This window comes from Thioalkalivibrio sp. ALE17 (assembly GCF_000425605.1).
Taxonomy (GTDB): Bacteria; Pseudomonadota; Gammaproteobacteria; order Ectothiorhodospirales; family Ectothiorhodospiraceae; genus Thioalkalivibrio.
Genome location: NZ_AUDT01000003.1, coordinates 162,749 through 181,844, shown reverse-complemented (window position 1 = coordinate 181,844; position 19,096 = coordinate 162,749). Strand labels below are relative to the sequence as shown.

At 66.5% G+C, this 19,096-nt stretch carries 20 protein-coding genes and 3 tRNA genes; 6 read left to right on the top strand and 17 right to left on the bottom strand.

What is annotated here, in order from left to right; all coding sequences use genetic code 11:
- Window positions 1-4 precede the first annotated feature (4 nt).
- The 12 genes from rpsC to H609_RS0104040 all read right to left on the bottom strand — a co-directional run bounded on the left by rpsC (window position 5) and on the right by H609_RS0104040 (window position 5,745).
- Window positions 5-685 (bottom strand): 30S ribosomal protein S3, encoded by a 681-nt coding sequence (gene rpsC, locus H609_RS0104095; protein ID WP_018865675.1) that lies wholly within the window; start codon window positions 683-685, stop codon window positions 5-7.
- Window positions 686-687: 2 nt separating this feature from the next.
- Window positions 688-1,029, bottom strand: a complete 342-nt coding sequence (gene rplV / locus H609_RS0104090; RefSeq protein ID WP_018865674.1) for a 50S ribosomal protein L22 — start codon at window positions 1,027-1,029, stop codon at window positions 688-690.
- Between the two features lie 9 nt (window positions 1,030-1,038).
- Window positions 1,039-1,311 carry a 30S ribosomal protein S19 gene (gene rpsS / locus H609_RS0104085; protein WP_018139876.1) on the bottom strand — a complete coding sequence of 91 codons (273 nt, stop codon included), beginning with the start codon at window positions 1,309-1,311 and terminating at the stop codon, window positions 1,039-1,041.
- A gap of 12 nt (window positions 1,312-1,323) precedes the next feature.
- The gene (rplB, locus tag H609_RS0104080) at window positions 1,324-2,145 is read right to left on the bottom strand and encodes a 50S ribosomal protein L2 (protein WP_018865673.1); all 822 of its coding nucleotides are present in this window, start codon (window positions 2,143-2,145) and stop codon (window positions 1,324-1,326) included.
- Window positions 2,146-2,147: 2 nt separating this feature from the next.
- Complete coding sequence (rplW, locus tag H609_RS0104075) at window positions 2,148-2,444, bottom strand: 50S ribosomal protein L23 (RefSeq protein ID WP_017941073.1); 297 nt, start codon at window positions 2,442-2,444, stop codon at window positions 2,148-2,150.
- Window positions 2,441-3,046, bottom strand: a complete 606-nt coding sequence (gene rplD / locus H609_RS0104070; protein ID WP_018865672.1) for a 50S ribosomal protein L4 — start codon at window positions 3,044-3,046, stop codon at window positions 2,441-2,443. The genes rplW and rplD overlap by 4 nt, the downstream gene beginning before the upstream one ends.
- A 4-nt stretch (window positions 3,047-3,050) precedes the next feature.
- Window positions 3,051-3,695, bottom strand: a complete 645-nt coding sequence (gene rplC / locus H609_RS0104065) for a 50S ribosomal protein L3 (protein ID WP_018878096.1) — start codon at window positions 3,693-3,695, stop codon at window positions 3,051-3,053.
- A 110-nt stretch (window positions 3,696-3,805) separates the two neighbouring features.
- Entirely contained in the window at window positions 3,806-4,117 is a 312-nt protein-coding gene (gene rpsJ, locus H609_RS0104060) for a 30S ribosomal protein S10 (RefSeq protein WP_018865670.1), read from the bottom strand.
- 5 nt (window positions 4,118-4,122) lie between these two features.
- The gene (tuf, locus tag H609_RS0104055) at window positions 4,123-5,313 is read right to left on the bottom strand and encodes an elongation factor Tu (protein ID WP_018865669.1); all 1,191 of its coding nucleotides are present in this window, start codon (window positions 5,311-5,313) and stop codon (window positions 4,123-4,125) included.
- A 66-nt stretch (window positions 5,314-5,379) separates the two neighbouring features.
- A tRNA-Thr gene (locus H609_RS0104050) sits at window positions 5,380-5,455 on the bottom strand.
- A 75-nt stretch (window positions 5,456-5,530) separates the two neighbouring features.
- A tRNA-Gly gene (locus H609_RS0104045) sits at window positions 5,531-5,604 on the bottom strand.
- Window positions 5,605-5,660: 56 nt separating this feature from the next.
- Window positions 5,661-5,745: transfer RNA gene (locus tag H609_RS0104040), tRNA-Tyr, on the bottom strand.
- Window positions 5,746-5,961: 216 nt separating this feature from the next.
- Between H609_RS0104040 and pilB the strand changes: the two genes are divergently transcribed.
- From pilB to zapD, 5 genes are read left to right on the top strand one after another with little or no spacing between them, the layout of a single operon-like run.
- Window positions 5,962-7,677 carry a type IV-A pilus assembly ATPase PilB gene (pilB, locus tag H609_RS0104035; RefSeq protein WP_018865668.1) on the top strand — a complete coding sequence of 572 codons (1,716 nt, stop codon included), beginning with the start codon at window positions 5,962-5,964 and terminating at the stop codon, window positions 7,675-7,677.
- 43 nt (window positions 7,678-7,720) lie between these two features.
- On the top strand, window positions 7,721-8,932 hold the full coding sequence (locus tag H609_RS0104030; RefSeq protein ID WP_018865667.1) for a type II secretion system F family protein: 1,212 nt from the start codon (window positions 7,721-7,723) through the stop codon (window positions 8,930-8,932).
- Window positions 8,933-8,935: 3 nt separating this feature from the next.
- Entirely contained in the window at window positions 8,936-9,799 is an 864-nt protein-coding gene (locus H609_RS0104025; RefSeq protein ID WP_018865666.1) for an A24 family peptidase, read from the top strand.
- A 9-nt stretch (window positions 9,800-9,808) separates the two neighbouring features.
- Window positions 9,809-10,453, top strand: coding sequence for a dephospho-CoA kinase (coaE, locus tag H609_RS0104020; RefSeq protein ID WP_018865665.1), 645 nt, complete (start codon window positions 9,809-9,811; stop codon window positions 10,451-10,453).
- A 56-nt stretch (window positions 10,454-10,509) separates the two neighbouring features.
- A complete protein-coding gene (gene zapD, locus H609_RS0104015) occupies window positions 10,510-11,280 on the top strand; it encodes a cell division protein ZapD (protein WP_018865664.1) in 771 nt (256 codons plus the stop codon).
- A gap of 33 nt (window positions 11,281-11,313) precedes the next feature.
- Here zapD and H609_RS0104010 read toward each other — a convergent pair whose 3' ends face one another.
- The 4 genes from H609_RS0104010 to H609_RS0103995 form a co-directional block, all read right to left on the bottom strand.
- On the bottom strand, window positions 11,314-12,291 hold the full coding sequence (locus H609_RS0104010; RefSeq protein WP_028484374.1) for a Nudix family hydrolase: 978 nt from the start codon (window positions 12,289-12,291) through the stop codon (window positions 11,314-11,316).
- Entirely contained in the window at window positions 12,272-13,483 is a 1,212-nt protein-coding gene (gene argJ / locus H609_RS0104005) for a bifunctional glutamate N-acetyltransferase/amino-acid acetyltransferase ArgJ (RefSeq protein ID WP_018879977.1), read from the bottom strand. Before argJ ends, H609_RS0104010 begins: the two co-directional genes overlap by 20 nt.
- A gap of 12 nt (window positions 13,484-13,495) precedes the next feature.
- A complete protein-coding gene (gene secA, locus H609_RS0104000) occupies window positions 13,496-16,294 on the bottom strand; it encodes a preprotein translocase subunit SecA (RefSeq protein ID WP_018865661.1) in 2,799 nt (932 codons plus the stop codon).
- Window positions 16,295-16,720: 426 nt separating this feature from the next.
- The gene (locus H609_RS0103995; protein WP_028484373.1) at window positions 16,721-17,611 is read right to left on the bottom strand and encodes a M23 family metallopeptidase; all 891 of its coding nucleotides are present in this window, start codon (window positions 17,609-17,611) and stop codon (window positions 16,721-16,723) included.
- Window positions 17,612-17,656: 45 nt separating this feature from the next.
- Between H609_RS0103995 and H609_RS0103990 the strand changes: the two genes are divergently transcribed.
- Window positions 17,657-18,097: a DciA family protein gene (locus H609_RS0103990; protein ID WP_028484372.1), complete on the top strand. Its 441-nt coding sequence runs from the start codon at window positions 17,657-17,659 to the stop codon at window positions 18,095-18,097.
- A gap of 16 nt (window positions 18,098-18,113) precedes the next feature.
- Here the strand turns inward: H609_RS0103990 and lpxC are convergent, their stop codons facing one another.
- The gene (gene lpxC / locus H609_RS0103985; protein ID WP_231369959.1) at window positions 18,114-19,034 is read right to left on the bottom strand and encodes a UDP-3-O-acyl-N-acetylglucosamine deacetylase; all 921 of its coding nucleotides are present in this window, start codon (window positions 19,032-19,034) and stop codon (window positions 18,114-18,116) included.
- Between the last annotated feature and the right edge of the window lie 62 nt (window positions 19,035-19,096).

The window sequence follows — 19,096 nt, the reverse complement described above, 5'->3', positions numbered from 1 at the left end:
TGTCCTAGCTCGCGTTGGCCGCAGCGCGCGTCCCTTCGACCGGTTCGAGACCGAAGACTTCGCCCTTGAAGATCCACACCTTCACACCGATGATCCCGTAGGTCGTACGGGCCTCGGCGAAGCCGTAGTCGATATCGGCACGCAGGGTGTGCAGCGGCACACGCCCTTCCCGGTACCACTCGGAACGCGCGATCTCGGCGCCGTTCAGACGGCCGGAGACGTGCACCTTGATCCCCTGGGCACCCAGGCGCATGGCATTGCCGACGGCGCGCTTCATCGCACGGCGGAACATGATGCGGCGCTCGAGCTGCTGGGCAATCCCTTCCGCCACCAGCTGGGCCTCGATCTCGGGCTTGCGCACTTCCTCGATATTGATCTTGACGTTGCCCTGGTCCAGGCCTGTCTCCGCCGCGACTTCACGACGCAGCTTCTCGATGTCCTCGCCCTTCTTGCCGATCACGATCCCCGGACGCGCCGTATGGATCGTGATGTGCGCGGCCTTGGCCGGACGCTCGATAGTAATGCGGCTCACCGACGCGTGCGCGAGTTTCTTCTGCAGGAATTCGCGCAGCTTGATGTCGTTGTTCAGCGTCTCGCCAAATTCACGACCGTCGGCGTACCAGGTCGCCGACCACGGGCGAGAAATGCCCAGCCGGATGCCGGTTGGATGTACTTTCTGACCCATGGTTAGTTCGCTCCCTTCTCGCTAACGCCAATCACGATGTGACTGGTGCGCTTCATGATGCGGTTGCCGCGGCCCTTGGCACGCGCCTGCATGCGCTTGAGCACGGGGCCCTCGTCGACCTGGATGCGCGAGATGCGCAGCTCGTCGATGTCGGCGCCGTCGTTGTTCTCCGCATTGGCGATCGCGGATTCCAGCACCTTTTTCACGATGGCGGCCGGCTTCTTCGGGCTGAAGGTCAGCTCGTTCAGGGCCTCTTCCACGCGCATACCACGAACCTGGTCGGCGACCAGCCGCGTTTTCTGCGGCGAGATGCGCGCGTAGCGCAGTTTTGCAATCGTCTCCATCGTTCGTCCTCAGCGCGACTTCTTGTTGGCGATGTGACCCTTGAAGGTCCGCGTCAACGCAAACTCGCCCAGCTTGTGGCCGACCATGTTTTCGTTGACCAGCACCGGAACATGCTGACGCCCGTTGTGAACCGCGAGGGTGAGACCCACCATCTGCGGGATAATCATCGAGCGACGCGACCAGGTCTTGATCGGCCGGCGATCGTTCTTCTCGCGCGCCTCTTCCACCTTCTTGCGCAGGTGGTGGTCGACGAACGGGCCTTTTTTCAGTGAACGCGGCATGCTGGCACTCCGTTACTTCTTGCGCCGACGCACGATCATGCCGTCGGTACGTTTGTTGTTTCGGGTCTTGTAACCCTTGGTCGGACGGCCCCACGGGGTCACCGGGTGACGCCCGAAGTTGCGCCCTTCACCACCACCATGCGGATGGTCGACCGGGTTCATCGCGGTGCCACGCACGGTCGGGCGCACGCCCGTCCACCGCTTGGCACCGGCCTTCCCGAACTTCTTCAGGCTGTGCTCCGTATGCCCGACCTCGCCCACCGTGGCGCGGCATTCGGACGGGATGCGACGCATCTCGCCGGAGCGCAGCCGGATGGTGGCGTGGGCGCCTTCGCGGGCCACGACCTGGGCCGAGGCACCGGCGGAACGGGCGATCTGGGCGCCCTTGCCCGGCTTCATCTCGATGCAGTGAATCACCGTACCGACCGGGATCGAGCGCAACGGCATGGCGTTACCGACACGAATCGGCGCCTGCGAGCCGCTGTGCACCGCGTCACCCTGCTTCAGGCCGCGAGGCGCGATAATGTACCGGCGTTCGCCGTCCGCGTACAGCACCAGTGCGAGATGAGCGCTACGGTTCGGGTCATATTCGAGCCGTTCAACCTTGCCCGGCACGTTGTCCTTGTTCCGCTTGAAGTCGACGATGCGATAGCGCTGCTTGTGCCCACCGCCCACATGACGGGTGGTGATGCGCCCGGAATTGTTTCGGCCGCCCGTGCGCGTCTGCTTCTCCACCAGCGCCGCATGCGGGGCGCCCTTGTGCAGACCGTCACCGCGGATCTGAACCGCGTGACGGCGTCCGGCCGACGTCGGATTGGTCTTGATAATCGCCATGACTAGACCTGTTCTCCTTCACCCATGTCGATGCTCTCGCCCTCGGCGAGCGCGACATAGGCCTTCTTCCAGTGGTTACGACGACCGAACTGGCGACCGAAGCGCTTGTTCTTGCCCTGCTGGTTCAGCGTGCGGACCTGCTGGACACGAACCTCGAACAGCTTCTCGATCGCGGCCTTGATCTCGGCCTTGTCGGCATCCGGCAGCACGCGAAACACGTACTGCCCGACTTCCCCGGCGTTGGTCGATTTCTCGGACACCACCGGACCCTGAATAATCTGCATCAGACGCGAATTCATGCCAGCCACTCCTCGAGCTTGCGGATGGCGCCTTCCGTGATCACGACCGTCTCGGCCCCGACCAGGTTGGCAGGATTGACGCCGTTGACGTCGATCACGTCCACGTGCGGCACGTTGCCGAGGGCGCGGGCGGTCATCGCGTCCTCTTCGGCCAGGACCACCAGACCCTTCTCCAGGCCCAGTTCCTTCAGCTTCGCGACGCCGTCGCGGGTCTTGCCGGATTCAACGGCAAAGCCCGCAACCACCTTCAGGCGATCCTGGCGCAGCAGCTCGGAGAGGATCGACGCCATCGCGGCGCGATACATCTTCTTGTTGAGCTTCTGCGAGAAATCCTGGGTGCGCGCCGCGAATACCTTGCCGCCCCCGGTCCACAGCGGGCTGCGGATGGTGCCGGCACGCGCACGGCCGGTGCCCTTCTGACGGAACGGCTTGATGCCGCCGCCGCTCACCTGGGCGCGCGTCTTCTGCGCACGGGTGCCGCTGCGGGCTCCGGCGAGCTGCGCGACCACGCTCTGATGCACCAGGGATTCGTTGAATTCCCGCTCGAAGCAGACGGCGGACAGCTCGACGCTGGCCCCGGTATCGGCAGTCGTTACTTGCATTGTCTTAACCCTTCGCCTTCACGGCCGGACGAATCATCACGTCGGAACTCGGCGCGCCCGGCACGGCACCCTGAACCAGGACCAGACTGCGATCGGCGTCGACACGCACCACCTTGAGGTTCTGGATGGTCTTGCGCTCCGCGCCCATGTGGCCGGCCATCTTCTTGCCCTTGAACACGCGGCCGGGGCTCTGGTTCTGCCCAATGGAACCCGGGGCACGGTGCGCCAGCGAGTTGCCATGGGTCGCGTCCTGGGTGCGGAAGTTGTGACGCTTTACCGCACCCTGGAAGCCCTTGCCCTTGCTCTGCGCGGTCACGTCGACGATCTGACCTTCCTCGAACCGGTCAACGGTGATCGCATCACCGGCGGCCAGGCCTTCCAGATCGGCCTCGTCCACGCGGAATTCCCACAGACCACGACCCGGTTCCACCGACGCCGCAGCAAAGTGACCGGCCTCCGGCTTGCTTACCCGAGACGGCTTGCGCGAGCCCGCCGTCACCTGGACCGCGTTGTAGCCGTCGCCTTCAGTGCGCTTGATCTGGACCACGCGATTGTTGTCCACCTGCAGCACCGTGACCGGCACGGAGACGCCGTCGTCCGTAAAGACGCGCGACATGCCGAGCTTGCGACCGATGAGTCCAAGAGCCATTACAAAACCCCTTCCGTATCAGACGGCGCTATCAAGCGCCCTAAAGCCGTGGCCCGGCGAAAATTCCGCCGGGCCACGGAAAGCCCAATAGTATGGCAGAAAATTTAACGTTAGTTAAGCCTGATCTGAACATTGACGCCCGCGGCCAGATCCAGCTTCATCAGGGCATCCACGGTCTTGTCGGTCGGATCGAGGATATCCATCAGGCGCTTGTGCGTACGCAGCTCGTACTGGTCACGCGCGTCCTTGTTGACGTGCGGGGAGACCAGGACCGTGTACGCCTCGCGCTTGGTCGGCAGCGGAATCGGCCCTTTGACCCGGGCGCCGGTCCGCTTCGCGGTCTCGACAATCTCGGCCGCGGAGCGGTCGATCAGTCGATGATCAAAGGCCTTCAGACGAATTCGAATGCGCTGGTTAGCCATCTCGTTCACTCAATAATCTTGGAGACGACGCCGGCGCCGACGGTGCGGCCACCTTCGCGGATCGCAAAGCGCAGCCCGTCTTCCATCGCGATCGGGTTGATCAGGGACACCGTCATCTTGACGTTGTCGCCCGGCATCACCATCTCGGTGCCTTCCGGCAGTTCCACCGAACCCGTCACGTCGGTCGTACGGAAGTAGAACTGCGGGCGGTACCCATTGAAGAACGGCGTATGACGACCGCCCTCGTCCTTGCCCAGGATGTACACCTCGGCCTCGAAATGCGTGTGCGGGGTGATCGAACCCGGCTTGCACAGCACCTGACCGCGCTGCACGTCGTCACGCTTGGTGCCACGCAGCAGGATGCCGACGTTGTCGCCCGCTTCGCCCTGGTCCAGCAGCTTGCGGAACATCTCGACGCCGGTGACGGTGGTCTTCTGGGTGTCGCGAATGCCGACGATCTCGATTTCTTCGCCGACCTTCACCACGCCGCGCTCGACGCGACCGGTCACCACGGTGCCACGACCGGAGATCGAGAAGACATCTTCCACCGGCATCAGGAACGCGCCGTCCACGGCACGCTCGGGCTCCGGAATCCAGCTGTCCATCGCCTCCACCAGCTTGTAGATCGCCGGGGCGCCCACTTCGCTCTCGTCACCTTCCAGCGCCTTCAGCGCGGAACCGGTGATCACCGGGGTGTCGTCACCCGGGAAGTCGTAGGAGGACAGCAGGTCGCGAACTTCCATCTCGACCAGCTCCAGCAGCTCCGGATCGTCGACCATGTCGGCCTTGTTCAGGAACACCACGATGTACGGCACACCGACCTGACGCGCCAGCAGGATGTGCTCGCGGGTCTGCGGCATCGGGCCATCGGCCGCCGACACCACCAGGATCGCGCCGTCCATCTGCGCCGCACCCGTGATCATGTTCTTCACATAGTCCGCGTGCCCGGGGCAGTCGACGTGCGCATAGTGGCGAATGTCGCTTTCGTATTCGACGTGCGCGGTCGCAATCGTGATCCCGCGCGCCTTCTCTTCCGGCGCATTGTCGATCTGGTCAAACGCACGGGCTTCGCTCCCGTACTTCTTGCCCAGCACCGCCGTCATCGCCGCCGTCAGCGTCGTTTTCCCATGGTCCACATGACCAATCGTCCCCACATTCACATGCGGCTTCTTACGCTCGAACTTTTCCTTGGACATTTCTCGCTTCCCCGGATCGTGACGCTAAAACTCAACAGCGACGCAGGTTGTACGCTGACATTAATATGGAGCTCATGACCGGATTCGAACCGGTGACCTCTTCCTTACCAAGGAAGTGCTCTACCGACTGAGCTACATGAGCCGGATAACTCTATTGCTCTGGCTGCCAGGGCCTCGGCCGGGCCGCCCGCAAGGACGCACCACAACAGGCCAAACGTGGAGCGGGTGATGGGAATCGAACCCACATCATCAGCTTGGAAGGCTGAGGTTCTACCATTGAACTACACCCGCAGAACCCTGGCTTGCCTGACCACCGCCCACTATGGCCGCTGGCTTCAAAAACTCGATGGTGGAGGGAGGAGGATTCGAACCTCCGAAGGCTGAGCCAGCAGATTTACAGTCTGCCCCCGTTGACCGCTTGGGTATCCCTCCTCGATCAAGCCGCGTATTCTGAACCAGCGCGAAGCGCAGCGTCAAGCGCCTCGACCATTCGCTTCCGGCCGCGGCGCAACAGCCTTGTCTTCTGCGGGGTTGATTCCTATGATCGGGGGCAAAGCGGGGGGCGCCAGTAGTCCGCCAGGGCGTTTCCCTTCCGCCGCGGACGCACGTATTGTGTGGCCCATCACTGGTTTGTATACGCAGAGGCCCATGGCGAACACCACTACGGCACCGCGGCTCCCCGGGCTGGCCAAGCGCCTGGTCGAGGCCGGCCTGATCGCGGAGGACATCGCCTCCCAGCTGGTCGAGGAGGCCCAGTCCCAGCAGACCCCCCTGATGACCCTGCTGGCCAGCAAGGGCCAGGTGGCGGAGGCCCGGCTCGCGGAGGCCGCCGCCGAGGAATTCGGGCTGCCGGTATTCGACCTCGCGACCTTCGAGCCGGAACTGCTGCCCAAGGATCATCTGAACGAGAAGCTGATCCAGAAGCATCACGCCCTCCCGCTGATGGTGCGCGGCAACCGGCTCTACATCGCCGTCTCCGACCCGACCAATCTTGGCGCCACCGACGAGTTCAAGTTCGCCACGGGCATGCCGGTGGAGGCCGTGCTGGTCGAGTCGCACAAGCTCGACCGCTTGATCGACAGCGCCCTGAGCGCCGCCTCGTCGCTGATGGACGACCTGGGGGACGACGGCCTCGACAGCCTGGCAATCGAATCGGGCGACGACGACAAGGACAGCTCGGACACCGCCGAAGGGGCGGACGATGCCCCGGTAGTGCGCTTCGTCAACAAGCTGTTGATGGACGCCATCAACCGCAAGGCCTCCGACATCCATCTCGAGCCCTTCGAGAAGGACTTCCGCGTGCGCTTTCGCATCGACGGCGTGCTGCACGAAGTGGCCCACCCGCCGAACTCCCTGGCACCGCGAATCACCGCGCGGGTCAAGGTGATGTCGCGCATGGACATCGCCGAACGCCGCGTACCCCAGGATGGACGGATCAAGCTGAAGCTGTCACGGACACGGGCGATCGACTTTCGTGTCAGCACCCTGCCGACGCTGTACGGCGAGAAGATCGTGATGCGTATCCTCGACCCCAGCAGCGCGTCGATGGGGATCGACCAACTGGGCTACGAGGAACATCAGAAGGAAGCCTATCTGCAGGCGCTCAGCCGGCCCTACGGGATGATCCTGGTGACCGGCCCCACCGGGTCGGGCAAGACCGTATCCCTCTATACCGGCCTCGGCATCCTGAACACCGCGGACCGCAACATCTCCACCGCCGAAGACCCGTCGGAAATCAACATGCCCGGGGTCAACCAGGTCAACGTGAACCCGAAGGTCGGCCTGACCTTCGCCAGCGCCCTGCGCGCCTTCCTGCGCCAGGATCCGGACGTGATCATGGTCGGGGAGATCCGTGACCTCGAGACCGCGGAGATCGCGATCAAGGCCGCGCAGACCGGCCACTTGGTGCTCTCCACCCTGCATACCAACGACGCGCCACAGACGCTGACTCGCCTCGCCAACATGGGCGTGCCACCGTACAACATCGCGTCGTCGATCCTGCTGATCATCGCCCAGCGCCTCGCGCGGCGCCTGTGTCCGAACTGCAAGGAACCGGAACAGCTGCCGGAAGAGGTCCTGCGCAAGGAGGGCTTCACCGACGCCGATATCCAGGCCGGGGTGACTGCCTATCGCGCGGTGGGATGTGACCAGTGCACCAACGGCTACAAGGGCCGCCTCGGGATCTACCAGGTCATGCCCATCAGCGAGGAGATGCAGCGCGGCATCCTGGAGGGCTACAACTCCATGCAGCTGGCGGAACAGGCAGAAAAGGAAGGCATCGAGGACCTGCGCCGCGCCGGTCTGATGAAGGTAATGGCGGGGCTGACCAGCCTCGAGGAAGTCAATCGCGTGACCAAGGACTAGTGCCGCAAGGGGCACGGGTCACCAGCTACAGGGGGACAGGGGGATGGCCGACTCCGGGACGATCTACACCTGGGAAGGACTGAACAAGAACGGCGACCGGGTCAAGGGCGAGACCCCGGCCGACAATGAGGCCACCGCGCGCGCCGAACTGCGCAAGAACGGCATTAACGTCGTCAAGATCCGCAAGAAGCCGAAGTCGCTGTTCTCCGGCGGCAACAAGAAGATCGTGCCGGCGGATATCGCTTACTTCCTGCGGCAGATGACCACGATGCTGCAGTCCGGTGTACCTCTTGTGCAGGCGTTCGAGATCGTCGGCCGCGGGAACGAGAAACCCGCGATGCGCGACCTCGTTCTGAAACTGAAAGCGGACGTGGAAGGCGGCGAGACCTTTGCCAAGGCCCTGTCCAAGCACCCGCGTCACTTCGACGACCTGGTCACCAACCTCGTCGAGGCGGGCGAGCAGGCGGGGACGCTCGAGACCCTGCTGGACAAGATCGCCACCTACAAGGAAAAGACCGAGGCCCTGAAGGCCAAGATCAAGAAGGCCCTGTTCTACCCCGCAGCGGTCGTCGTGGTGGCCATCGTGGTCACCGCGATCCTGCTGATCTACGTGGTCCCGCAGTTCGAGGCCCTGTTCCAGGGCTTCGGTGCCGACCTGCCGGTGTTCACGCGGATGGTGGTGGACCTCTCGGAGTTCACCCAGAGCTGGTGGTGGGCGATCCTCGGGGTCATGGTGGCGATCGGCTTCGTCTTCGTGCAGGCCAAGCGGCGCTCGCCACGTTTCGCCCGCTTCCTCGACATCATCATCCTCAAGGCCCCGGCCTTCGGGCCGATCCTGCGCAAGGCCGCGATCGCGCGCTTCGCCCGCACGCTGTCGACCATGTTCTCCGCAGGGGTCCCGCTGGTGGATGCCCTGACCTCGGTCTCCGGGGCCACCGGCAACGCGGTCTACCGCGAGGCGACCCTGCGCATGCGCGACGAGACCGAGGCAGGCGGGCAGTTGCAATGGTCGATGCGCAATACCGGCGTGTTCCCCAACATGGTGGTGCAGATGGTCGCGATCGGCGAGGAATCCGGCTCACTGGACTCCATGCTGGCCAAGGTCGCGGACTTCTACGAGGACGAGGTCGACAACGCCGTCGACAGCCTGTCCAGCCTGCTGGAACCGCTGATCATGGTGGTTCTGGGCGTGCTGGTCGGCGGTCTGGTCATCGCCATGTACCTGCCCATCTTCCAGATGGGTCAGGTGATCTAGGGGATGCTGGCCGAGACCGGTGCGCAACTGGGCGCGTGGGCCCTGCCGATCGCCGGGGTCTTCGGGCTGCTGATCGGCAGTTTCCTGAACGTGGTCATCGCGCGCCTGCCGGTGATGCTGGAACGCGACTGGGAACGCGAGGCCCGCGCCATCCTCGAGCACGAACCGCCGGGCGCAGAGGAGCGCTTCGACCTCGTGCGCCCGCGCTCGCGCTGCCCGCAATGCCAACGCCCCATCCGGGCGCTGGAGAACGTGCCCCTCCTCAGCTATCTGCTTCTGCGCGGGCGCTGCCCTGGCTGCGGCACCCGCATCAGCTGGCAGTATCCCGCGGTCGAGGCCCTCACCGCGCTGCTGTTCATCGTGACGATCTGGCACCTGGGGCCGAACGCCACAGGCCTCCTGGCCCTGGTGTTCACCGGCGTGCTGATTGCGGCGGCCGGCATCGACGCCCGCACCACCCTGCTCCCGGACCAGCTGACCCTGCCCCTGCTGTGGCTGGGCCTGCTGGTCAACATCCCGGGGACCTTCACCGACCTGCAGTCGGCGGTCATTGGCGCCGTCGCCGGCTACCTGGTGCTGTGGCTGATCTTCCATGGCTTCCGCCTGCTGACCGGCAAGGAGGGCATGGGCTTCGGGGACTTCAAGCTGCTGGCCGCGCTGGGCGCCTGGCTGGGCTGGCAGGCCCTGCCGGTCATCCTGCTGCTGGCCTCGCTGGTCGGCGCCGTAGTCGGGATTGCGTTGATCCTGCTGCGCGGCCGGGATCGCAATATCCCGATCCCGTTCGGCCCCTATCTCGCCGCCGCCGGCTGGCTCGCGCTGATCTGGGGAGACGAGCTGCTGGCCCTCTACTTCCCCCAGGGATTCTAGGCGACGGGCATGCTGCGGGTCGGACTCACCGGGGGGATCGGCTGCGGCAAGAGCCGGGTCGCGGGGTTGTTCGCCAGCCTCGGCGTGCCGGTGCTGGATGCCGACGCCATCAACCGCGAGCTGCAGACACCGGGACACGACCTCTACGCTGCCATCGTGAACCGCTTCGGGCCCGGCGTCCTGGATGCCCGCGGGCACCTGGACCGCGGCGCCCTGCGCAGCCGGATCTTTGCCGACCCGGGGGAGCGCCAGGCGCTGGAGGCCCTGGTCCACCCCGCGGTGGAGGCCCGCATCGAGGAAGACCTCGCCGCGCTGCCATCCGACACGCCCTACGCCCTGATCGTGGTTCCACTGCTGTTCGAGGCCGGCTGGGAGAACCGCTTCGACCACGTGATCGTGGTCCACTGCGAGCCCCACGAGCAGATTGCCCGCGTCACCCAGCGTGACGGCCGCAGCAGCGCCGAGGTGGAGGCCATCCTGGCGGCACAGATGAATCCCGAGGAGCGCCGCCTGCGCGGGGACAGCGAAATCCGCAATCGCGAAGCCACAACGGAGGCCGACTTGGCGAACCAGGTAGCAGAACGCGACGCCGCCCTGCGCGAGCTGTCCGCCACGACCGCCTCCCGGGTGGAAATCCGCCCCCCGAATACCTGATACTGCCGGGATTCCCGGGCCATGCACCTTCAGCCCTCCTGCCGAACGGGCACGCCGTGAGCCAGACCCTGACCTTCGAACAACCGCTGCATGAACGCGTGCGCCTCCTGCTGCGACTGGAGGCCCTGAACGCGCGCTTCGCCGACGCACTGGAGTCGGGGCGGCCGTTCGACCACCACGAGGCCCTGGTCTCCCTGGTCGATATCTACGCGCTGGTGACCCGCGTCGACATCAAACGCGAGCTGATGGGCGAGATCGAACGCCAGACGGTCAACCTGAACCGCCTGGCCAACCAGCCGGGCGTGGATGCCGAGCGCTTCCGCGAAACCATGGACACGCAGAAGCGGCTCCATGATGCGCTGGAGGAACAGGCCGGCGCCCTCGATCACCGCGTGCGCGGCAGCGAGTTCTTCTCCAGCGTACGCCAGCGCATGGCCCTGCCGGGCGGCGCCTTCGACTTCGACCTGCCGATCTACCACTACTGGCTCGCACAGCCAAGCCAGGCGCGCAGCGAACTCCTGCTGGAGTGGTTCGAGCCGCTCAATACCGTCGCCGAGGCGACCGCCCAGGTGCTGCGCTACATGCGCCGCTCGGGCCACGCGGAGCCGGTCACAGCGGAGGAGGGCTACTTCGAGCGCAGCCTGGACACCAGCCATGCCTGGCAGCTGATCCGGGTGACCGTCGACCCCACCCTCGGGGTCTATCCGGAGATCAGCGGCGGACGCCAGCGCTTTACCGTGCGCTTCTTCGCCCCGGGCGACTTCCGCGAGCGCCCGGTTCCGGCCAGTCGCGACGTCCCCTTCCAGCTCTGCTGCTGCGCGATCTGACACCGTGACCGGGCTCGTTGCCCGGCGACGGGATCAACCGTCCAGCAGCCCGCGAATGCCGGCAATCCCCTGCGCCCCCGCCCGGCGCGCCTGGGCCAGGTGCCCCGGGGTCATGCCTCCCAGCGCGTAAACCGGTACGCCCGCACCGGCCGTCCAGGCAGTGAAGCGCTCCCAGCCCAGCACCTCGGCCCCGGGGTGGGTGGCGGTCACCTCCACCGGCCCGAGGACCACGAAATCCAGCCCCAGCGCGGCGACCCGCGCGAGCCCGGCCCGGTCATGCACCGACGCGCCGATCCAGCCACCCCGGTCCGGACGCGTCTCCAGTTCGCGCCAGCGCCGCTCCGGCAGATGCAGCCCCACCTCCGGGAACCCGGTCAGCCAGTCCGCCGGGGCGTTGGCCAGCACCGGGATACCCAGCGCGCCGGCGGGCCCGGCGATGGCCGCGAGGAAGTCGCGATAGGCCGACGCGTCCAGCGCCGGCGCCCGAACCTGGACCATGCCGGCCCGGCCCGCGCGCAGGGCCCGGACCACGCGCTCCGCGATCGCGTCGGCCTGGCCCGCATCGTCCGGGGACGGGGTGATCAGATAGCGCTCGGGGAGCCGCAGCGCGTTGAGCATCGCGCGGTTGGCCGCCGGGAAATCCGCCGGGTCGAGGGTGTCCGGGCGCAGCCACGCCATGGTCTGGCCCTCGCGCGGCGCGGGTTCGCCGGACCACGTGCTCACGCGAAACACGTGCAGGCGCACGGCGCGCTCCGAATAGCGGTGATCAATGGTCAGGCACTGAACCGCAGCGCCGACCCGGACGCCCAGTTCCTCATCCAGCTCGCGGGCCAGGGCCGTGGCCGGCGATTCCCCCGCGGCCACCTTGCCCCCGGGGAATTCCCGAAACCCGGCCAGGTGCTGCCCGCGCGCACGGCGCGTGACGAGCACGCGGCCCCGGGCATCCAGGATCAGCCCGATCGCGACCTCGACCGTCCGGGAGACAACCGGTTCAGGACCGGTATTCGGCATTGATGCGCACGTACTCGTGGGAGAAGTCGCAGGTGTACTTGCGCGCGCCCGCGGGGCCCCGGCCGAGGTCGATGCGCACATGAATCTCGTCCGCGCCGAAGGCCCGCTGGCCATCGGCCTCTGCATAGGCCGGGGCCCGGCCACCGTCGCGAACGATCTCCACATCATTCACGTGGATCGCGACCCGCTCGATCGCCAGGTCCGGCACACCGGCGCGCCCCACCGCCGCCAGGATCCGGCCCCAGTTGGGGTCCGAGGCGAACAACGCGGTCTTCACCAGCGGGGACAGCGCGACCGTCTCGGCCACCTGCGCCGCTTCTTCGCGCTCCCGCGCCCCGGTCACCTCCACGGTGACGAACTTGGTCGCGCCCTCGCCATCGCGCACGATCGCCTGGGCCAGCTCCAGACACACCGCCGCCAGCGCGGCGAGAAACGCCTCCCGATCCGCCGGCGTGGCGAGCCCAGCGCCGCTGGCGCCACTGGCCATCACCACGACCGCATCGTTGGTCGAGGTATCGCCGTCCACCGTGATCGCATTGAAGCTGTCGCGGTTGGCCACGCGCAGCAGGCCCTCGAGTTCGGCGGCGTCGATGGCGAGATCGGTCCCGATGAAGGCCAGCATGGTCGCCATGTCCGGGTGGATCATGCCGGAACCCTTGGCGATGCCCGTCAGGGTCACTTCGCCCTGCGACAGGGAGACGCGGCGGCTGCAGCCCTTGAGCACGGTATCGGTGGTCATGATCGCACGCCCGGCCTGCATCCAGGTATTGGGCGCCAACCCGGCGTACAGGACCGGCAGGGCCGCGACGATCCGCTCGACCGGCAGCGGCTCCCCGATCACGCCGGTGGAAAACGGCAGGACCGCATCCGCGACGGTCCCGGTAAGGCCGGCCACCGCCTCGCAGGAGGCGCGCGCGGCGGCCAGCCCGGGCTCGCCCGTACCGGCATTGGCGTTGCCGGCATTGATCAGCAGCCAGCGAGCGTGCCCCCGCGCCTGGTGCTCGGCGGCCACCACCACGGGCGCCGCGCGGAAGGCATTGGTGGTGTAGAGCGCGGCGATGGTCGCTTCCGGGCCGGCGTCGATCAGGACCAGATCGTCACGGCCGGCGTAACGGATGCCGGCTGCGGTCGCGGCCAGGCGGATGCCCGGCACGGGATGAAGGACCTCCGGGGCGATCAATCCAACGGCCATTGTGGGCGTCCCCTACAGCTTGCCGTGGCAGTGCTTGAACTTCTTGCCCGAACCGCACCAGCAAGGCTCGTTGCGTCCCAGCTTGGGCTCCTCGCGACGATAGGGGGCCTCGCCACTGGCGACCGGCTCGCGGCCCTCCGCCTCGCCTTCGGCATCGGGCTTCAGGGCGCTGTCGGGGTTCTGGTGCTGGAACTGCAGGTCGTCCTCGGCCGGCGCGGCCTTCTTCGGCTGTAGCGCCTCGACCTCCTCCGGCGACCGCAGCTGCATGCGCAGCAGGAACTTCACGACATCGTGCTTGATGCGTTCCAGCAGGGACTGGAACATGGCGAAGGCTTCCTTCTTGTACTCCTGCTTCGGGTTGCGCTGAGCGTAGCCGCGCAGCCCGATGCCCTGGCGCAGGTAGTCCATCGCGGCCAGGTGTTCCTTCCACTGGCTGTCCAGGACCTGCAGCATCACGTCGCGCTGCAGCCGGTTCATGGTCTCGTCGCCCAGCTGCTCGCGCTTGCCGGCCAGCATCTCGCGGGCATGCCCCACGATGCGTTCGCGCAGCGGCTCTTCGTGGAGGTCGTCCTCGTCGTCCAGCCACTGCTGCACCGGCAGGTCCAGCCCGAACTCGCCGTTGAGGGCCTGCTGCAGGCCCTCAACGTCCCACTCGTCCTCGATCGAGCCCGGCGGGATGTACTGGCTGATCTGGGCATTGACGACGTCCTCGACCAGGGTGTCGATGGTGTCGCTGATGTCTTCGGTGGTCAGTAGTTCGGCGCGCTGGTCATAGATCACCCGGCGCTGGTCGTTGGCCACGTCGTCGTATTCCAGCAGCTGCTTGCGGATATCGAAGTTGTGGGCCTCGACCTTGCGCTGGGCGTTCTCGATGGCGCGGGAGACCCAGGCGTTCTCGATCGCCTCGCCCTCCTTCATGCCCAGGCGCTGCATCAGCCCGCGCACGCGCTCGGAGGCGAACACCCGCATCAGGTTGTCTTCCAGCGACAGGAAGAAACGGCTGGAGCCCGGGTCACCCTGACGCCCGGAGCGCCCGCGCAGCTGGTTGTCGATGCGCCGCGACTCGTGGCGCTCGGAGCCGATGATGTGCAGACCGCCGGACTCGAGCACGGCATCATGGCGCTGCTGCCAGTCGGCCCGGATGGCCTCCTGCCGGGCCGTGTCCTCCGGATCCACCTCGGCCAGTTCGGCATCCAGCGAGCCGCCCAGGACGATGTCGGTGCCGCGCCCGGCCATGTTGGTCGCCAGGGTCACGGCTTTGGGACGGCCGGCCTGGGCAATGATCGAGGCCTCGCGCTCGTGCTGCTTGGCGTTCAGGACCTCGAAGGCGATGCCGGTCTTTTTGAGGGCCTGGGCCAGGCGTTCGGAGGCCTCGACGGATGCAGTGCCGACCAGCACCGGCTGGCCGCGATCCACGCACCACTGGATCTCCTTGATGATGGCGGTGTATTTCTCTTCCTGGGTCAGGAACACCAGGTCCTGCATGTCTTCGCGCACCAGCGGTTTGTTGCCGGGGATCACGACCACTTCCAGGTCATAGATGGTCTTGAACTCGTATGCCTCGGTGTCCGCGGTACCAGTCATGCCGGCGAGTTTGTCGTACAGCCGGAAGTAGTTCTGGAAGGTGATCGAGGCGAGCGTCTGATTCTCGCGCTGGATCGGCACGCCTTCCTTCGCCTCGATGGCCTGGTGCAGCCCCTCGGACCAGCGCCGCCCGGCCATGATGCGTCCGGTGAACTCGTCGATGATCTGGACCTTGTCGTCGCGCACCAGATAGTCGACGTCGCGATGGAACAGGGCGTGCGCGCGCAGGGCCGCGTTCAGGTGATGCAGGACCGCGATGCTCGCGGAGTCGTACAGGGTCTGGTGTTCTTCCAGCAGACCCGCCTGGCGCAGCAGTTCCTCGGCCTTCTCGTGACCCTCTTCGCTGAGGAAGACCTGTTTGGCCTTCTCGTCGACAAAGTAGTCGCCCTCGCTCTCCTCGTCTTCCTGACGAGTGAGCTGCGGCGGGATGGTGTTCAGCCGCTCGTAGAGCTCCGAGCTGTCGCCGCTGGGGCCGGAGATGATCAGCGGGGTACGCGCCTCGTCGATCAGGATCGAGTCGACCTCGTCCACCACCGCGAAGTTGAGCGCCCGCTGCACCCGCTGGTCGGCCGAGAAGGCCATGTTGTCGCGCAGGTAATCGAAGCCGAACTCGTTGTTGGTCCCGTAGGTGATGTCCGCCGCGTAGGCCTCCCGACGGGTGACCGGGCGCAGGTGCTCGAACCCGCCCTCCTCGGCGTGATAATCCGGATCGAAGAGATAGGAGGCGGAGTCCACGCCCAGGCCGCCGGAGCTGTTGACCACGCCCACCGAGAGCCCCAGCGCGTGATAGAGCCGCCCCATCCAGGCGGCATCGCGCCGGGCCAGGTAGTCGTTCACCGTGACCACGTGCACCCCGTCGCCGGTCAGTGCGTTGAGATAGGCCGGCAGGGTCGCGACCAGGGTCTTCCCCTCGCCGGTACGCATCTCGGCAATGCGGCCGTCGTTCAGGACCATGCCGCCGATCAACTGCACGTCGAAATGGCGCAGGCCCATCACCTGCGCGCTCATCGCGCGGCACACGGCAAAGGCTTCCGGCAGGAGCTTCTCCAGGTCCTCGCCCTCGCCCAGGCGGCGCTGGAATTCCCGGGTCTTGTGGCGCAGCTCGTCCCGCGACAGCGCCTCGGTGGAGTCGGCCAGGGCATTGATGCGTTCCACCGCGCGGGTATAGCGCTTGAGGATGCGATCGTTGCGACTACCGAAGATCTTCTGAACGAGCTGCTTGACCATGGGGATCCGTAAGGGTTGGCTGAAACCCGCCTAGGATAAACGATCCGCCGGGGAAACGCTGTGCCGGGAAAACGGCTTTCCGGGAGGCCACCGACGCCGAATCCCGCGCCGCGCAGCCACTAGGGAGACGCTGATTGAATCGCACGTCCGCGTTGGTGCCCCCTGTTTTCCGAGACAAGGCGCGTCGTGCAGCGGGTAGTGGTTCTACCCGCAAGGGGCGCAACGCAGGGTCGGGGAATAGGGGGCACCAACCCCGCAAGCGATTGAATGCAGGGGATCGGGCGCCCGTTGCTGATCAAAAACGGGCGCGCGCACGGCGTTGCGGTTCCCTTGTGCAGAGTGACTGCACGGCAGTCACCGCGCCTTGTTCGCACGCAAAAGCGACTCGAGCGCGGACGTGCGATTCAATCAGCGTCCCCCTAGGTGTCAGTCCCGATCGGGAAGGAAGTTGTAGGGGTTGAGGGCCTTGCCGGCATCCACCACCTCGTAGTGCAGGTGGGTGTCGGTCGCGCGGCCGGTGCGGCCCATGGTCGCGATCACCTGGCCGGCCTCCACGCGCTCGCCAGCCTCGACCAGGATCTCCGCATTGTGGGCGTAGCGCGTGTTCAGGCCGCCGCCGTGGGCGATCTCGACCAGGTTGCCGAAGCTGCTGCGCCGCCCCGCGAACACCACCAGACCGCCACCCGCCGCGCGGATCTCGGAGCCGGGCCGACCGGCAAAGTCCATCCCTGAGTGGAACCGCCGATTGCCGGTGAACGGATCCTCGCGGTAGCCAAACGCCGAGCTGATCCAGGCATCATCCTCGACCGGACGAAGCCGCGGCGACAGGGCCTCGCGCGAGGCATCCAGGCGCAGCTCGGAGCCCACGAGGTCCACCGCGGCGCTGTGCCGGCTCAGCAGGTGCTCCAGCGCCAGCAGGCGGTCGTGCACCTCCAGCGGCGAATCCGGTCCTTCCAGCAGGGGCCCGCCCTGCCCCCCGGTCTCCGGCGCCAGATCGGCCACGTCCAGCCCGAGGGAGTCGCCCACCGAGCGGATGCGCAGATCCACACGCGACAACTGGCGTTCCAGCGCCACGACCCGTTCGACCAGATGATTCAGGCCCTCGCGGGCGGCTTCGCGCTCCACCGTCTCGACGGCCACAGGATCCAGGGTATTGGTCACCGGAATCCGGACCACCTCGCGCTGGCTCTGGCCGACCAGGTAGGCCGCCACCACCGCGGCCGCCATCAGCAGCACCAGCACGCCCCCCGACACGGCCATCGCCCACAGGGGCAGGCGTGCACAAAGGCCGTCCGGACGTAGTACGATCAACTGCATGCGAATCCTCTTGTTCTCTCCGCCTTGCGCCACCGGGTTACCGGGATGACACCGCAGCGGATCACCCGCTTCATCGCCCGCGACTGGTCCGCGCACTCCGGCCGCGACCGCGGCGTGGAGCGCGCCCTCGAGGGCCTCGCCGGCAATGCGCTGAAGGCGCGGCGACTGGCGTTCACCCTGCGCGAGGACACCCTGGTCGCGATCTGCGCGGACCGCGGCCTGGCGACGGAGCTGCGTTTCCAGCAACGCGAACTGCTCAAGACCCTGCGTGCCGCGGGCTTCGAGGGCATCGAGCAGATGCGCATCCGGCTGTCCCGGGTGCCCCGCCCTGCCGAACCGGCCGCGCGGCTGGAACGGCGCGAGATCCCGGAAGCCGCCCGGCAGATCCTCGCCGACACTGCCTCTCGCATTGAGGATCCCGAACTGGCCGGTGCGCTGGATCGGCTCGCCCGCGCGGCGCGCCCGTCCCCGCCGAAGCCGGACTGAACCGGCGCCGCGGTATTCAGCCCGCCGGCGTCGGTGCCAGCTGGCCGAAGGAGATCGGCAGGCGCTCGCTCGGGTCCTCGAAGGTGACCTTTTCCCAGGCCGTCTCGTCGGCCGCGAGTTGGCGGATCAGCTGATTATTCAGTGCATGCCCGGACTTGTGCCCGGTGAAGGCGCCGATCAGGCTGTGGCCGAGCAGGTACAGGTCCCCGACCACGTCGAGGATCTTGTGCTTGACCAGCTCGTTGTCGTAGCGCAGACCGTTCTCGTTCAGGATCTTGTAGTCATCGAGCACCACGGCATTGTCCAGGCTGCCGCCCAGCGCCAGCTGGTTGGCCCGCAGGGCCTCGATGTCGCGCATAAACCCGAAGGTTCGGGCACGCGAGACCTCCTTCACGAAGGAGGTGGACGAGAAATCCAGCTCGGCGCGCTGGCTCCCGTCGGTGAACATCGGGTGTTCGAAGTCGATGCAGAAACCGACCTTGAACCCCTCGTAGGGATCGAAGCGCACCCATTTGTCGCCCTCGCGGACTTCCACGCTGCGCTTGACCCGAATGAATTCCTTGGGTGCGTCCTGCTCTTTCAGCCCGGCGGACTGCAGCAGAAACACGAAGGGACCGGCACTGCCGTCCATGATGGGCACCTCGGCGGCGCTCACGTCGACGTGCAGGTTGTCGATGCCCAGTCCGGCTATGGCCGAGAGCAGATGCTCCACGGTCGAGACCCGGACATCGCCATTGACCAGCGTGGTCGAAAGCCGCGTGTCGCCGACATTGTCGGCACAGGCGCGAATCTCCACGGACGGATCAAGATCGCAGCGATGGAACACAATCCCGGTGTTCACCGGGGCCGGCCGCAGGGTCAGCACCACCTTCTCTCCGGTATGCAGTCCCACCCCGGTCGCCCGAATGCTGTTCTTGAGCGTTCTTTGCCTGATCAACGAATTGAGCCTCTCTCTTTCAGGAGAGCGCATAAGGGGAGCCCGGGCCCTCCCGGGCTCCT